At 54.2% G+C, this 15,764-nt stretch carries 15 protein-coding genes and 1 riboswitch; of the genes, 7 read left to right on the top strand and 8 right to left on the bottom strand.

Features of this window, described 5'->3' with window-relative positions:
* Nucleotide 1: 1 nt before the first annotated feature.
* Nucleotides 2–1,012, top strand: coding sequence for a galactose/methyl galactoside ABC transporter permease MglC (mglC, locus tag AC07WB_RS12905; protein WP_097096661.1), 1,011 nt, complete (start codon nt 2–4; stop codon nt 1,010–1,012).
* Between the two features lie 41 nt (nt 1,013–1,053).
* Here mglC and sanA read toward each other — a convergent pair whose 3' ends face one another.
* From sanA to metG, 6 genes are all read right to left on the bottom strand, one after another.
* Nucleotides 1,054–1,773 carry an outer membrane permeability protein SanA gene (gene sanA / locus AC07WB_RS12900; RefSeq protein WP_097097677.1) on the bottom strand — a complete coding sequence of 240 codons (720 nt, stop codon included), beginning with the start codon at nt 1,771–1,773 and terminating at the stop codon, nt 1,054–1,056.
* Nucleotides 1,774–1,908: 135 nt separating this feature from the next.
* A complete protein-coding gene (locus tag AC07WB_RS12895; RefSeq protein WP_345828979.1) occupies nt 1,909–3,606 on the bottom strand; it encodes an NAD-dependent malic enzyme in 1,698 nt (565 codons plus the stop codon).
* Between the two features lie 160 nt (nt 3,607–3,766).
* Nucleotides 3,767–4,663, bottom strand: coding sequence for a cytidine deaminase (cdd, locus tag AC07WB_RS12890; protein WP_345828981.1), 897 nt, complete (start codon nt 4,661–4,663; stop codon nt 3,767–3,769).
* A gap of 124 nt (nt 4,664–4,787) precedes the next feature.
* Nucleotides 4,788–5,480: a CidB/LrgB family autolysis modulator gene (locus AC07WB_RS12885; RefSeq protein WP_097096664.1), complete on the bottom strand. Its 693-nt coding sequence runs from the start codon at nt 5,478–5,480 to the stop codon at nt 4,788–4,790.
* Nucleotides 5,473–5,856, bottom strand: a complete 384-nt coding sequence (locus tag AC07WB_RS12880) for a CidA/LrgA family protein (RefSeq protein ID WP_345828983.1) — start codon at nt 5,854–5,856, stop codon at nt 5,473–5,475. The genes AC07WB_RS12885 and AC07WB_RS12880 overlap by 8 nt, the downstream gene beginning before the upstream one ends.
* A 162-nt stretch (nt 5,857–6,018) precedes the next feature.
* The gene (gene metG / locus AC07WB_RS12875) at nt 6,019–8,052 is read right to left on the bottom strand and encodes a methionine--tRNA ligase (protein ID WP_494940624.1); all 2,034 of its coding nucleotides are present in this window, start codon (nt 8,050–8,052) and stop codon (nt 6,019–6,021) included.
* A 161-nt stretch (nt 8,053–8,213) separates the two neighbouring features.
* Between metG and apbC the strand changes: the two genes are divergently transcribed.
* A complete protein-coding gene (gene apbC, locus AC07WB_RS12870; protein WP_494940623.1) occupies nt 8,214–9,326 on the top strand; it encodes an iron-sulfur cluster carrier protein ApbC in 1,113 nt (370 codons plus the stop codon).
* On the opposite strand, the gene AC07WB_RS12865 is transcribed toward apbC, so the two are convergent.
* Nucleotides 9,323–9,775 carry a GNAT family N-acetyltransferase gene (locus AC07WB_RS12865; RefSeq protein ID WP_494940622.1) on the bottom strand — a complete coding sequence of 151 codons (453 nt, stop codon included), beginning with the start codon at nt 9,773–9,775 and terminating at the stop codon, nt 9,323–9,325. The two genes, apbC and AC07WB_RS12865, sit on opposite strands and share 4 nt — an antisense overlap.
* A gap of 314 nt (nt 9,776–10,089) precedes the next feature.
* Here AC07WB_RS12865 and ahpC point away from each other — a divergent pair, with 314 nt between their 5' ends.
* Nucleotides 10,090–10,653, top strand: coding sequence for an alkyl hydroperoxide reductase subunit C (gene ahpC, locus AC07WB_RS12860; protein ID WP_007889514.1), 564 nt, complete (start codon nt 10,090–10,092; stop codon nt 10,651–10,653).
* 71 nt (nt 10,654–10,724) lie between these two features.
* Nucleotides 10,725–12,293: an alkyl hydroperoxide reductase subunit F gene (gene ahpF, locus AC07WB_RS12855; RefSeq protein ID WP_494940621.1), complete on the top strand. Its 1,569-nt coding sequence runs from the start codon at nt 10,725–10,727 to the stop codon at nt 12,291–12,293.
* A 68-nt stretch (nt 12,294–12,361) separates the two neighbouring features.
* On the opposite strand, the gene AC07WB_RS12850 is transcribed toward ahpF, so the two are convergent.
* Nucleotides 12,362–12,565: a hypothetical protein gene (locus AC07WB_RS12850; protein WP_097096670.1), complete on the bottom strand. Its 204-nt coding sequence runs from the start codon at nt 12,563–12,565 to the stop codon at nt 12,362–12,364.
* 235 nt (nt 12,566–12,800) lie between these two features.
* Nucleotides 12,801–12,896, top strand: a riboswitch (TPP riboswitch).
* A gap of 33 nt (nt 12,897–12,929) precedes the next feature.
* On the opposite strand from AC07WB_RS12850, the gene thiM reads away from it, so the two are divergent.
* The 3 genes from thiM (at nt 12,930) to fbaB (ending at nt 15,712) form a co-directional block, all read left to right on the top strand.
* Nucleotides 12,930–13,715: a hydroxyethylthiazole kinase gene (gene thiM, locus AC07WB_RS12845; protein WP_097096684.1), complete on the top strand. Its 786-nt coding sequence runs from the start codon at nt 12,930–12,932 to the stop codon at nt 13,713–13,715.
* The gene (thiD, locus tag AC07WB_RS12840) at nt 13,712–14,512 is read left to right on the top strand and encodes a bifunctional hydroxymethylpyrimidine kinase/phosphomethylpyrimidine kinase (protein WP_494940620.1); all 801 of its coding nucleotides are present in this window, start codon (nt 13,712–13,714) and stop codon (nt 14,510–14,512) included. The genes thiM and thiD overlap by 4 nt, the downstream gene beginning before the upstream one ends.
* A gap of 147 nt (nt 14,513–14,659) precedes the next feature.
* Entirely contained in the window at nt 14,660–15,712 is a 1,053-nt protein-coding gene (gene fbaB, locus AC07WB_RS12835) for a class I fructose-bisphosphate aldolase (protein WP_097096686.1), read from the top strand.
* Nucleotides 15,713–15,764: the final 52 nt, after the last annotated feature.

Here is a 15,764-nt window from a genome sequence, read left to right as displayed (position 1 = left end):
CATGAAAGCGACTACTAAAAAGAATGCGCTAACCTGGTTAAAAGAGGGTGGCATTTATGTTGTCCTGTTTGTACTGCTGGCAATTATTATTTTCCAGGATCCCACTTTTTTAAGTTTAATGAACCTGAGTAATATCCTGACCCAATCCTCTGTGCGTATCATTATCGCGCTGGGTGTTGCCGGCTTGATTGTTACGCAAGGTACCGATCTTTCGGCAGGACGTCAGGTGGGCTTAGCGGCGGTGGTTGCTGCCACATTGCTGCAGGCCATGGATAACGCCAACAAAGTGTTCCCGCATCTGGATACCGTGCCAATCCCGTTAGTTATTCTGACTGTTTGCATCATCGGCGGTGTAATTGGTTTGGTGAACGGTGTGATTATTGCTTACCTCAAGGTAACGCCATTTATCACCACCTTGGGCACCATGATCATCGTTTACGGTATCAACTCACTCTATTACGACTTTGTGGGTGCCTCGCCGATTGCCGGTTTCGATCCGGGCTTCTCCAAATTTGCCCAGGGCTTCCTGCGTTTCGGTGATTTTAAACTGTCATTTATCACCTTCTACGCCGTCATTGCCATCGTCTTTGTTTGGGTGCTGTGGAATAAAACCCGCTTCGGTCGCAACATCTTTGCCATCGGCGGTAACCCGGAAGCCGCAAAAGTGTCAGGCGTAAACGTTCCATTCAACCTGATTCTGATTTATGCCTTGTCGGGTGTGTTCTACGCGTTCGGTGGGATGCTGGAAGCGGGCCGTATCGGCAGCGCCACCAACAACCTCGGTTTTATGTATGAGCTGGATGCGATTGCGGCGTGTGTCGTCGGCGGCGTGTCGTTTGCCGGGGGTGTGGGTTCAGTGGCGGGTGTGGTAACCGGTGTAATCATCTTTACCGTCATCAACTACGGTTTGACCTACATCGGCGTGAACCCTTACTGGCAGTACATTATTAAGGGCGGCATCATCATCTTCGCCGTGGCGCTGGATTCGTTGAAATACGCGCGTAAGAAGTAACAAACGTCATCAAAAAAGGGTCATCTTCAGGCGACCCTTTTTTATTTCTGTAACTTCTCTTCCAGCTCTAACAGCTGCTCTGGCGTGACCGCCGGATAACTCTGCGCGTCCTCAGGGACTTCATGCACCGCCGGAATTGGCACTAACGGCCCAAGGAAGCGCGGTTCACGTTTCATCAAATATAAGTCCGCCAGCGCGCCTAAACGCGCCCCCACTTCACGGAAACGCACCGACAACATATTCTTCGGCGATGGCACCGCATAACACTGCGCCTGAATGCCTAAATGCAGCGCAATATACAACGCACGCTCACAGTGAAAACGCTGGGTAATAATGATGAAATCGTTGGTATCGAACACTTTGCGCGTGCGCACAATCGAATCCAGCGTGCGAAAACCGGCATAATCCAGCACGATATCTGCCGGCGCTACGCCGGCTTTGATCAAATCGCGACGCATGGTCATTGGCTCGTTATAGCTTTGCTGCGCATTATCGCCGCTCAGCAGCAGATAATTTACCTTGCCGCTATTGTAGGCGTTCAATGCCCCCTGAATACGGTAGAGGTAATACTGATTGATAACGCCGGTGCGGTAATACTTAGCCGTGCCCAAGACCACGCCGACCTGACGATGCGGCAGCGAGGTGACATCTTCATAAATAAAGGGGGCGGTTTTCCAGCTGATCCAGCGATCCAGGCCGAGCGCGGTCGCCACCACCAATAAGATGATGAAAAACAGACCAAACAATACGCGTTTAATCATGCGCGCGGGCACTCGGTTGGCAGAATTCAGAATGGCTAAAGGCTACTTGAGGCGGACGGGGGAAGCAAGTAAACGCCAGTTGGCCGGCGTTTTTTTAAACACGATCGGACCTGCAAAGTCCGATCGTGCTGCGACTTAAATCGAGGTACGGCGATAGTGACGATACTGCGGCAGCCAGAAGTTGTTGCTCACGGCTTTCGACAAGACATCTTCTGAAGTGACAACCGCCACACCAGCCAGCTGCGCCGCTTTACCTACTTCGATGGCAATCAGCTTCGAAACGCCCTGAATATCTTTGATTTCCGGGAGAACCGGTCCTTCACCATCATTCGCCAGCGGTGAACAGTCAGCCAAAGCGCGGCTGGCGGTCATCAGCATCGAATCCGTTACGCGGCTGGCGCCAGAAGCGATAACGCCCAAACCAATCCCAGGGAAGATATAGGAGTTATTGCACTGGGCGATTGGATAGGTTTTCCCTTTCCACGTCACCGGTGAGAATGGGCTGCCGGTGGCAACCAGCGCTGCACCGTCGGTCCAGGCGATGATGTCGGCTGGCGTTGCTTCCACGCGAGACGTCGGGTTCGACAACGGCATAACGATCGGCCGCTTCGTGTGTTTGTGCATCTCGCGGATAATCTCTTCGGTGAACAGGCCAGGCTGGCCAGACACGCCGATCAGAATATCCGGTTTGGCATTGCGCACCACGTCCAGCAGAGAAATTGAGTCGCTGCTGGTGTCCCACTCTTTCAAGCTGTCGCTCTTCTGCACCAGCTTGCTCTGGAAATTAAGCAGATTAGGCAGCTTGTCGGTCAGCAGGCCAAAACGGTCAACCATCATCACCCGGCTGCGGGCTTCATCATCACTTAAGCCTTCAGACTTCATCTGCGCGATAATCTGCTCGGCGATACCACAACCGGCAGAACCGGCACCCAGGAATACCACTTTCTGCTCACACAGGCGGCTGCCCGCAGCGCGGCTGGCAGCGATTAGGGTGCCAACGGTAACGGCGGCGGTGCCCTGAATGTCGTCGTTAAAGCAGCAGATCTCATCACGATAGCGTTCCAGCAGCGGCATGGCGTTTTTCTGTGCAAAGTCTTCAAACTGCAACAGCACATTTGGCCAGCGGCGATTAACCGCCTGAATGAATTCGTTAACGAATTCTTCGTATTCTTCACCAGTGATACGCGGATGGCGCCAGCCCATGTAGAGCGGGTCGTTCAGCAGCTGCTGGTTATTGGTACCCACGTCCAGCACAACCGGCAAGGTATAAGCCGGGCTGATGCCACCGCACGCGGTATACAGCGACAGCTTACCGATTGGGATGCCCATGCCGCCAATACCCAGATCGCCGAGGCCAAGAATACGCTCGCCATCGGTCACCACAATCACCTTCACATTCTGTTTGGTGGCGTTTTGCAGCATGTCTTCAATGCGATCGCGGTTGTTATAAGAGATGAATACACCACGTGCGCGGCGGTAGATTTCTGAGAAGTGCTCACAGGCGGCGCCGACGGTTGGGGTGTAGATAATCGGCATCATCTCTTCCAGATGATTATCGAGCAGTCGGTAGAAGAGGGTTTCGTTGGTGTCCTGGATGTTGCGCAGGTAAACATGCTTGTCGTTATTGTTTTTGAAATCCAGGAACTGGCGCCAGGCTCGTTCTGCCTGCTCTTCGATGGATTCAACTGCTTCAGGCAGCAGACCGTTTAGGTTAAATTCGTTACGTTCTTCAAGGCTGAAGGCGCTGCCTTTGTTCAACAGCGGAAATTCCAGCAGGATCGGACCCGCGTAAGGAATATACAGCGGACGTTTACTTTCGTAGTCGAGTTCCATGCAGTGCTTGCTCCGGTTGCAGTGTTTTCTGACGTATCGCCGAGAAAAGGTAACGCCAGTCCATCTGGATGTGAAGAGGGTCTGGCGCCCGATCCTATGAAAATTCCTGCAGATGTACAGCTTTTGTTAACAGAAGGTCACAAAAGCGGTAAAAGGATCACTAAACTGATGTTTTCGAAACTAAAGTAATTGAGAAATCTTCACATCCCAAGGCTGCCAGCGTCGCGCGTGTGGCATCCGACTGACTTAGCGTGCTGCCCTGAGATTCGGCCAGCACGGCCTGCTGAATAGTATCGAGCGCTTCATTGCTCATGTTCATTAAAATCAACGCGGCCTGTAACGGTGGCAAGCTTGGGTTAAAAGCGGCATTTTCCGCATAGCGGCCCGTAAAGGTTTTACCACTCTGGCTGCGAAGTGCTACGCCGCTGTAGCTCTGGCTGTAAGGTGCGTGACTGTGATTTGCGGCCTCAATGGCCGCTTGTTGCAATGCATCACCCTTTACGGCAAAACCATGATTGACCGGCGTTAACAAACGTTCGGTGATGTTCAAATCAGCGGGGCCAAACGCATCCGGCAGATAATCACCGAGCGTGCTCACGGCGCGTCCCGGCAAGCTAATGCGAATTGCGGTGCCGCTATTAAGCTCATTCATGAACTGGCGGCAATGGCCGCACGGCGTGTAGTTGACGGTAATTGCCGCTAATTTCTCTTCACCGCGTAGCCAGGCATGGGTAATCGCACTTTGCTCGGCATGTACCGTCTGCTGCAGCGGCGCGTGCAGGAACTCCATATTGGCCCCGAAATACCAATGGCCGCTAACGCCGCGAGAAATGGCGCCGACGTTGAAATTCGAAACGGTAGCCACAGCGCAACTTGCTGCCAGCGGCAACAGTGCCAGCGCCAGCGCATCATCATCCAGACCGGTAAGCTGTTTCAATTGCGCGATATCCTGAGGACGCAATACGCCATGGAAATCAGCCGCATCCAGCAGCGGCTGGATCGCCGTTTGTAGCGCTGCGGGCAGGGCAGAAAAAGCAGTAGAGAATCGTGGATGCATGATGTGATGACCTCAGTTTCGCGTTAGCGGCAATGCGCCGCCTGACGTTTTATATGTGATCCAAGTCGCTCTGACAATGCAAGCTGATTGGGTTGTTTCAACTTTGCGAGATCTCTCGCAAGTTTTAGCCAAACCAATGCATTAACAGGGGAAAAAGAAAGGGTGCCAGTAACGACGTAATGATGCCGCAGATCACCAGCGCTAAAGAGCTGAATGCGCCTTCCTGATAATCGATCTCTGCAGCACGCGCCGTACCTAACGCATGCGAAGCGTTACCAATCGCCAAACCTCGCGAGGATTTGCTCTTCACCTTAAACAGATTCAGCAACATATGACCAAATACCGCGCCCAGCACCCCGGCGATCAGCACGCAGATCGCACTAATCGCGGGAATACCGTGTAATGAAGCAGACACAGCCATCGCAATCGGCGTGGTAACCGATTTTGGCATGATAGTGGCGGCGATTTCTGGCGTCGCGCCCATCCACAGGGCAATGGCAGTGCCTGACACCATCGCTGTAATGCTGCCAATGAAACACACGCTGATAATGGTTTTCCAGCGTGCGCGAATTTGATGCATCTGCTCGTACAGCGGCAGGGCCAGCGCGACCACGGCGGGTTGCAGTAGCTGATTCAGCAGGCTGCTGCCAGCAAAATAGCGGGCATAGGGCATGTGGGTGATCAATAGGAGCGGAATGACAATCGCCATCGCGACCAGCAAGGGATTGACGATGGAAATATTGATTTTCGCCGCCAGCTTGCGCGCCAGCAGATAGGCGATCACGGTCAGCGGTAGCGACCACCAGGCATCAGTCATGGTTTTTCTCCCGCGGACGCTGCATTCGTTCTGCGCTCAGGCCGACAATCAGCAAAACCAGGAAAGTGCTGACCATGCACGACACCACAATCGGCCCAAACTGGGCGGTGAGAATGTCGGTATAACCCATTACGCCTACGCTAATGGGAACAAACAGCAATGCCATGTAGCGAATCAGCAAATGACAGCCGGGTTTGACCCAGTCAACCGGCAGAATTTGCAGCGCCAGCAGTAGGAACAGCAGCAGCATGCCGATAATGCTACCGGGAATAGTGATTGGGAGCAGGGCAGATATCCCCATTCCGGCGTAAAGCGCCGCATAAATAATGATGAAGGCGCGCAGATAGCGCCAGCAGGCAGATAGCACGGAGGGCATGTCAGGCTCCTGTTTTCATAGCGCTTCATCATACGCATTAAGCGCTTAGCGTGCTAGCGATCACAAGAATGTCTGTACCGGTCGCCATGAATGGCGACCCTACTACGCGCAGGCTAAGGGATAAACAGTGACAAAAAAGCCGCCCTAAGGCGGCTTGTTAGCTTACTTAACCGGCATTCCCGGTACTGCGCCGCTATCGACCGACAGCACGAACAGGTCTTTTCCGCCCGGACCGGCTGACAGCACCATGCCTTCTGAAATACCGAAGCGCATTTTACGCGGCGCGAGGTTGGCGACGATGATGGTCATTTTGCCAACCAGCACGGAAGGGTCCGGATACGCCGCGCGAATACCAGAGAAAATCTGACGTTTCTCGCCGCCCACATCCAGCTCCAGACGCAGCAGCTTGTCGGAGCCTTCCACCAGCTCGGCTTTCTCAATCAGCGCCACACGCATATCGACCTTGGCGAAATCATCAATGGTGATGGTGTCACCAATTGGCGCATCGGCCAGCGGCCCGGTTGCTGCAGGCTTATTTGCCGCCGCCGCATCCTCTTTTGAGGCTTCAACCAGCGCCTCAACTTTGCTCATCTCGATACGGCCATACAGCGCTTTGAACGGTGCTACGTCGTGATCGAGCAGCGGTTGCGCAATCGCATCCCAGCTCAGTTCGCTCTGCAGGAAGGCTTCAGTACGCTCACTCAATGATGGCAGCACCGGCTTCAGCCAGGTCATCAGCACGCGGAACAGGTTGATGCCCATTGAGCAGATGGCTTGCAGATCGGCATCACGACCTTCTTGTTTCGCCACCACCCATGGCGCCTGCTCATCGACATAGCGGTTAGCCAGATCGGCCAGCGCCATGATTTCACGAATCGCACGGTTAAATTCGCGGCTGGCCCAGGCTTCGCCAATCCTTTCAGAGGCATCAACAAAGGTCTGATACAGCGCCGGATCGGCCAGCTCGCTCGCCAGTTTGCCGCCAAAGCGTTTGGTCAGGAAGCCCGCGTTACGCGATGCCAGGTTAACCACTTTGTTCACCACATCCGCATTCACGCGCTGCACGAAATCTTCCAGATTCAGGTCGATATCGTCGATGCGTGAGGAGAGCTTGGCCGCGTAGTAATAACGCAGGCTGTCGGCATCCAGATGCTGCAGCCAGGTGCTGGCTTTAATAAAGGTGCCGCGCGATTTCGACATCTTCGCGCCGTTTACCGTTACATAACCATGCACGAACAGGTTGGTTGGCTTGCGGAAGTTGCTGCCTTCCAGCATTGCCGGCCAGAACAGGCTGTGGAAATAGACGATATCTTTACCGATAAAGTGATACAGCTCGGTGGTCGAATCTTTCTTCCAGAACTCGTCGAAATCGATATTGCCGCGCTTATCGCACAGGTTTTTAAATGAACCCATGTAGCCGATTGGCGCATCCAGCCAAACGTAGAAGTATTTACCCGGCGCGCCTGGAATTTCGAAGCCAAAGTAAGGCGCATCGCGAGAGATATCCCACTGCTGTAACCCCGATTCGAACCACTCCTGCATTTTATTCGCCACCTGCTCCTGCAGCGCGCCTGAACGCGTCCACGCCTGCAGCATGGCGCTGAAGGACGGCAGATCGAAGAAGAAGTGTTCGGAATCACGCAGCACCGGCGTAGCGCCAGAAACCACCGATTTCGGGTCGATCAGCTCGGTTGGGCTGTAGGTCGCGCTGCACACTTCGCAGTTGTCGCCATATTGATCCGGTGATTTACATTTCGGGCAGGTGCCTTTGACGAAACGGTCTGGCAGAAACATGCCTTTCTCCGGATCGTACAGCTGCGAAATGGTACGGTTCTTAATAAAACCATTCTCTTTCAGACGACCATAAATCAGCTCGGACAGCTGACGGTTCTCATCGCTGTGCGTCGAGTGATAGTTGTCGTAGCCGATGTTGAAGCCGGCGAAATCGGTCTCGTGCTCTTGCTTCATTTCGGCAATCATCTGCTCTGGTGCCACACCCAACTGCTGCGCTTTCAGCATGATTGGCGTGCCATGGGCATCGTCAGCACAGATGAAGTGAACCTGGTTGCCACGCATTCGCTGGTAACGGACCCAAATGTCAGCCTGAATGTGTTCAAGCATGTGACCGAGATGGATTGAACCGTTTGCGTACGGCAGTGCGCACGTTACCAGAATTTTTTTAGCGACTTGAGTCATGTTTGCGTAGCGTTCCGTTGAAGAAAAATCGGGTTTAGATGTTAACCGAAGCACTCTCTGGCGTAAACACGACAGGACATCCGCGTCACTTTTAGCGCCTATCTGATATTATTGAACAGACACCGCCGCAATCTGGCGAGATGAAAAAACAAGGAGTAGGGATGACTTCACAATCCCAGCAACATCATTCACCTGAAGCGCTGCGGGCCCTGGTCAGCGGCGTGCTGAGTGACTTTGAACATCCGACGCTGCAACACAACCTCACCACGCTGAAAGCTTTGCGCCACGTGGCGCTGCTGGATGACAAGCTGCATATCGAGCTGGTGATGCCGTTTGCGTGGGCCAGCGCCTTTGAAGTTTTGAAAGCGCAAACCAGTGCAGAATTGCTGCGCTTAACCGATGCCAGCGCCATCGACTGGCGGCTGCGCCACGATATTGCCACGCTGAAGCGCGTGAAAAACCATCCAGGTGCGACCGGTGTGAAAAATATCATCGCGGTGAGCTCTGGCAAAGGTGGCGTGGGTAAATCCAGTACCGCCGTGAATATGGCGCTGGCGTTGATTGCGGAAGGTGCGCGCGTGGGGATTCTTGATGCGGATATTTACGGCCCGTCGATTCCTAACATGCTCGGCACCGAAAATCAGCGTCCCACTTCACCGGATGGCACGCACATGGCGCCGATTATGGCGCACGGCCTGGCAACCAACTCCATCGGCTATCTGGTAACCGACGATAACGCCATGGTGTGGCGCGGCCCGATGGCCAGCAAAGCCTTGATGCAGCTGCTGAACGAAACCATGTGGCCGGATCTCGACTATTTGATTCTCGATATGCCGCCAGGCACCGGCGATATTCAGCTCACGCTGGCGCAGAACGTGCCGGTGACCGGCGCGTTAGTGGTGACGACGCCGCAGGACATCGCGTTAATCGATGCACGCAAAGGCATGGTGATGTTTGAGAAAGTGAGCGTACCGGTACTGGGCGTGGTCGAGAACATGAGCATGCACATCTGTAGCCAATGTGGCCACCACGAACCGATTTTCGGCAGCGGCGGCGCGCAGAAGCTGGTGGAGGATTACCACACCCGCCTGCTGGCACAGCTGCCGCTGCACATTACGCTGCGTGAAGATCTGGATGATGGTGAACCAACCGTGGTGCGTCGTCCTGACAGTGATTTTACCGCGCTGTATCGCCAGCTGGCAGGACGCGTCGCGGCGCAGCTCTATTGGCAGGGTGAAATCATCCCGGGCGATATTGCTTTCCGCGCGGTTTAACGCCGTCCACTTTCGCTGGCGCGAGCCGCCAGCGGAAAATGCATCAGCACATATTTTCCCTGCTCACTTTCGCCAACCGCTTCACGCCGCCAGCCGTGTTTGAGATAAAAATCCAATGCTACCTGATTCTGTTGCAGGCATTTCAGCGCGCCCGTTGAGCTAAATCGCGACTGTACTTTTTGCAGTAATGCGCTGCCAACGCCTCGCCCTTGCGCATCCGGATCGACATACAGGCTATGCAGGAAGTTGTCGTTATCCAGCACCGCCGCAAACCCCACGCGATGCCCGTCCAGTTCGGCCACCAATACGGTTTCACCCAAAATCACCGCATCAAAATCTTCTAATTGCCAATCATCGCCAGCCAGCCACGTCCAGTTATGGCGACGCGCGGCCAGATATAGCGTGCGCAGAAAAGGGCGATCGGCTTCTTCAAAAGAACGTATTTGCACTCAACAACTCCATTCTCGTGATTTGCAGGTGCGCATAAATGCGCACCCTACGAAATCCTCACGGGTCAAATGTAGGGGCGCCATTCATGGCGACCAGTTAATGATTAAGCCATCAGTCAAAAGTAGCAGTTTCACGCCGAAAAGATAAAGCCTGTCAGAACAACGGCTTTTTTGTGTAGAATGCCCGCGCGAGCCGCATGAAATCTGGCGTCGGCGCTTTGATAGCTTTTGGTTATCTGATTGATAACGTCTGCATATTAGAAGTTGGCCCGAAAATTCTGTAACTTGCATCACATCTTTTAACGGAGGTCACCATGTCCATCATTAATACCAAGATCAAACCATTTAAAAACGCAGCGTTCAAAAACGGCGAATTCATCGAAGTCACCGAGAAAGACGTTGAAGGTAAATGGAGTGTTTTCTTCTTCTACCCGGCTGACTTCACCTTCGTATGCCCAACCGAACTGGGTGACGTTGCAGACCATCATGAAGAGTTCCAGAAACTGGGCGTAGATATCTACTCTGTTTCTACCGACACGCACTTTACCCACAAAGCCTGGCACGGTTCTTCTGACACCATCGCAAAAATCAAATACGCGATGATCGGTGACCCAACTGGCGCGCTGACCCGTAACTTCGAAATCATGCGTGAAGACGAAGGTCTGGCAGACCGCGGTACCTTCATCGTTGACCCGGAAGGCATCATTCAGGCGATCGAAATCACTGCAGAAGGCATTGGCCGTGATGCATCTGACCTGATCCGCAAAGTGAAAGCAGCACAGTACGTGGCTTCTCACCCAGGCGAAGTTTGCCCGGCAAAATGGAAAGAAGGCGAAGCAACGCTGGCTCCATCACTGGACCTGGTTGGCAAAATCTAAGCCAACATCACGCCATTCGATCTTTCTCTATCGGGTGCTACGGCACCCGATTTTCATGACAGGAACTCACTATGCTCGACACCAATTTAAAAACCCAGCTCAAGGCTTACCTTGAGAAATTAACGAAACCGGTTGAGTTGATTGCCACATTGGATGATGGCGTTAAATCGGCAGAGATCCGTACTCTGCTGGTCGATATCGCGAGCTTGTCAGATAAAGTCAGCTTCCGTGAAGAGAACGATCGTCCGGTGCGTAAACCCTCTTTCCTGATTACTAACCCAGGCAGCCAGAGCGGTCCGCGCTTTGCCGGTTCGCCAATGGGCCATGAATTCACTTCACTGGTTTTAGCCCTGCTGCAAACCGGTGGACACCCTTCGAAAGAAGCGCAGAGCCTGCTGGATCAAGTGGTAGCGCTGGAAGGTGACTTCCATTTCGAAACCTATTATTCACTGTCGTGCCACAACTGTCCTGACGTGGTACAGGCGCTGAACCTGATGGCGGTACTGAATCCGCGCATCAGCCATACCGCGATTGATGGCGGTATGTTCCAGAACGAAATCACCGAACGCAACGTGATGGGCGTGCCAGCGGTATTTCTGAATGGCAAAGAGTTCGGTCAGGGCCGTCTGAGCCTGGCGGAAATCGTCGGTAAAGTGGACACCAACGCCGATAAACGCGCGGCGGAAGAGCTGAACAAACGTGATGCCTATGAAGTGCTGATCGTCGGCAGCGGCCCAGCGGGCGCAGCAGCGGCCATCTACTCGGCACGTAAAGGTATTCGTACTGGCCTGATGGGCGAACGCTTTGGTGGCCAGGTGCTCGACACCGTCGACATTGAAAACTACATCTCCGTGCCGAAAACCGAAGGCGCCAAGCTGGCTGGTTCATTGCGCGCTCACGTTGATGATTACGACGTGGATGTGATTGATACCCAGAGCGCCATTAAGCTGATTCCTGCGGCGAAAGAGGGCGGTCTGCACGCGATTGAAACCGCATCCGGCGCGGTACTGAAATCTCGCAGCATTATCATTGCCACCGGGGCGCGCTGGCGCAACATGGGCGTACCGGGCGAAGAGCAGTATCGCACCAAGGGCGTCACCTATTGCCCGCACTGCGACGGTCCGCTGTTCAAAGGTAAACGCACGGCGGTGATCGGCGGCGGTAACTCAGGAGTTGAAGCGGCGATCGATCTGGCCGGCATTGTTGAGCACGTCACGCTGCTGGAATTTGCCAGCGAAATGCGCGCCGATAAAGTGCTGCAGGACAAACTGCGCAGCCTGAAAAACGTCGACGTAATTCTGAATGCGCAGACCACGGAAGTGAAAGGTGACGGTAGTAAGGTTACCAGCCTGACCTACATCGATCGTAATAACCAAACCAGCCATGAAATCGCGCTGAGCGGTATCTTCGTGCAAATTGGCCTGCTGCCAAACACCACCTGGCTGGAAGGTGCGGTTGAGCGCACTAAAATGGGCGAAATCATTATTGATGCCAAGTGCGAAACCAGCCTGAAAGGCGTATTCGCCGCCGGCGACTGCACCACGGTGCCATATAAGCAGATCATCATCGCCAGCGGTGAAGGTGCGAAAGCCTCACTCAGCGCCTTTGATTATCTGATTCGTACTAAACCGGCTGAATAATTTTTGCGATAGCCACGCAATAGCCCCGTAACCTGTGTTGCGGGGCTTTTTTTTATCTTTATACGTCCTTAGCCTAACCAGCGTTTTGCTTCGGCATCGCTGATATCGCGGTAATAGACTTTATGCAGTCGTTCACCGCAGCTTTTGCATTGTGCTTCTACATGAGTAGAAAAATAGTGGCGACCCGCTGGCGAAATTGCGCCTTTACGGGATATTTGGACGTTGCGCCATCGATGTGCATGCGGAATAAAGCTGAAGAATTTTAATTTCATTATCGCTACCGGATTGGGGTGGGCGGTGTCTGTCTTTAAATCCGGGATGCCATTAGGCCGATTTTCAAGCGAGATGGGCTTGATATTTATCAAGCGTTATTCAGACAGGTCTCGATTTTAAGGTGGTGCGGCGTGGAACGTCCTCGTTTGCTCAGGATGAATGAACGAGGCATTCACTGATTTACAAGCTCTGATGCTGCCATTATCCTGTCTGCGGCATGAAGCAATACATTCATGCTATGACTCGGGGTGCCCCTGTAACACAGGGCTGAGATACACCCGCTGACCTGATCTGGATAATGCCAGCGTAGGGAAGTCAGATGCCTGACCGCATTCGCCTTCTTGATCGCCGGTTGGGAGCTTTATGACACAGCCTAACCTTCTCTCCACTGCGCAACTCGCGCAATCCTTGCTCCTCCTGCGACAGCAAGCGCCACTGGTGCACTGTATGACCAACGACGTGGTGCAAACCTTTACCGCCAATGTATTGCTGGCGCTGCACGCTTCTCCGGCGATGGTGATTGATGCTGAAGAGGCCGCGCAGTTTGCCGGGTTTGCCGATGCGTTATTGATAAACGTCGGCACGCTAACGCGCGATCGTCGAGACGCGATGTTAGCGGCGGTGCAGGCCGCGCAAAAAGCCGGCACGCCGTGGACGCTGGATCCAGTTGCGGTCGGCGCATTAACTCTGCGCACCGAATTCTGCCAGCAGCTGCTTGGTCTGCATCCGGCGGCGATTCGTGGTAACGCTTCAGAAATTCTCGCCCTGGCTAATCAGGCAACGGGCGGTCGTGGCGTGGATAGTCTGCATCAGGCCGATGCCGCGCTGAGCGCTGCGCAACAGCTGGCGCGTGACTATGACACTGTCGTCGCCGTAACCGGCGAAGTGGATTACGTTACCGATGGCACTCAAACGTTGGCGATCCCCGGCGGGAGTCCGCTGATGACGCGGGTGGTCGGCACCGGTTGCGCGTTGTCGGCGGTGGTGGCGGCTTTCACCAGCTTACCGGGCGAGCGTCTGCTGCATGTGGCCGCTGCCTGTCGTGTGATGTCGCTAGCCGGTGAAATCACGGCGCGTCAAGTCGAGGGGCCGGGCAGTTTTGCGTCGGCTTTTCTTGATGCGCTCTGGACGCTGGAGATGACAGTATGAAACGCATCAACGCATTAACCATCGCCGGTACCGATCCAAGTGGCGGCGCCGGTATCCAGGCCGATTTGAAAGCCTTCTCCGCGCTGGGCGCGTATGGCACCAGCGTCATCACTGCGCTGGTGGCGCAGAATACCTGCGGCGTGCAGTCGGTTTATCGTATCGAACCCGATTTTGTTGCCGCGCAGCTCGATTCGGTGCTGGACGATGTGCGCATTGATAGCGCAAAGATCGGCATGTTGGCAGAAACGGCGATCGTTGAAGTGGTGGCCGAGCGGCTGAAACGCGCCAGCCTGCCGTTTGTGGTGCTGGATACGGTAATGATTGCCAAAAGTGGCGATGCGCTGCTGTCGCCGGATGCGGTAGCCAGCGTACGCGAACTGCTGCTACCGCAGGTCTCGTTGATCACGCCGAACCTGCCGGAAGCCGCAGCACTGTTGGGGTGCGCTATGGCGCAGGATGAAAAAACCATGCTGCAGCAGGGCGATGCGCTGCTGGATCTTGGCTGTGAGGCGGTGCTGATGAAAGGGGGACATCTTAGTGATGCCGAGAGCCCGGATTGGCTGATCACCCGCGCGGGACGCCAGCGTTTTACCGCGCCGCGCGTCAATACCCAACACACGCACGGCACCGGTTGTTCACTCTCAGCGGCGCTGGCCGCACTGCGGCCACGGCATAATGATTGGGCGGCGACGGTGGCTGAAGCCAAAGCCTGGCTGCAGCAGGCGCTGCTGCATGCCGATTCGCTGGAAGTGGGCAAAGGCATTGGGCCAGTGCACCATTTCCATCAGTGGTGGTAGGGCGTAACGCCAGATTGCCGCTTTTTCACTGCGAATCCGTCTGAAAAATGGAGTCAGCAATTTGCCAGCCTGCGGCATTCCGGTCCAGGCTGTTGGGGGGGAATCGACAGGTGTCGGTTCCAATCCAGCCATTTATCAGGAGCGAACATGACGGACATCGTACAGTTATTGGGCAAAGAGGCGGATAGCCTTCTTCAACATCGCTGCATGACCATTCCAGCGGACAGCCTCTATTTACCCGGCGCGGATTATGTTGATCGTGTGATGATCGACAACAATCGTTCTCCTACCGTATTACGCAACATGCAAACCCTGTACAACACCGGACGTCTGGCGGGCACCGGCTATTTATCCATTCTACCGGTCGATCAGGGCGTGGAGCACTCGGCGGGCGCATCGTTTGCTGCCAATCCTGCCTATTTCGATCCGAAAAACATCGTTGAACTGGCGATTGAAGCCGGTTGCAACTGCGTGGCGTCCACATATGGCGTTTTGGCTTCGGTTTCGCGTCGCTACGCGCACCGTATCCCGTTTATGGTGAAGCTGAACCATAACGAAACCCTGAGCTATCCAACGCAATACGACCAAACGCTGTATGCCAGCGTGGAGCAGGCGTTTAATTTAGGTGCGGTAGCCGTTGGCGCCACCATCTATTTTGGCTCTGAACAATCACGTCGGCAGATTGAAGAGATCTCTGCGGCGTTTGAACGCGCACACGAGCTGGGAATGGTAACGGTACTGTGGGCCTATCTGCGTAATGATGCATTCAAGAAGGAGGGGGTAGATTATCACGCCAGCGCCGATCTGACCGGCCAGGCCAATCATCTGGCGGCCACCATCGGTGCGGATATCGTTAAGCAGAAGATGGCTGAGAATAATGGTGGCTATAACGCCGTGAAATTTGGTCACACCGATGAGCGCGTGTACAGCAAACTGACCACGGAAAATCCGATTGATTTGGTACGTTATCAGTTGGCGAACTGCTATATGGGGCGCGCAGGTTTGATTAACTCAGGCGGTGCTTCTGCCGGTGAAACCGATATCGCTGAATCGGTGCGTACGGCGGTGATCAATAAGCGTGCGGGCGGTATGGGGCTGATCCTTGGCCGTAAAGCGTTTAAGAAGTCGCTGAAAGAGGGCGTGCAGTTGATTAATGCGGTGCAAGATGTCTATTTGTCGAAAGATGTGTCGATTGCGTGATTGCGTGAAAGGTCAGCATAAATGCTGACCCTACAACACATTGAATATTATG

Source organism: Pantoea sp. GW821-FHT03E06, from assembly GCF_059420725.1.
The sequence above is the reverse complement of the archived record's forward strand: the minus strand, read 5'-3'. Positions and strand labels throughout refer to the sequence as shown.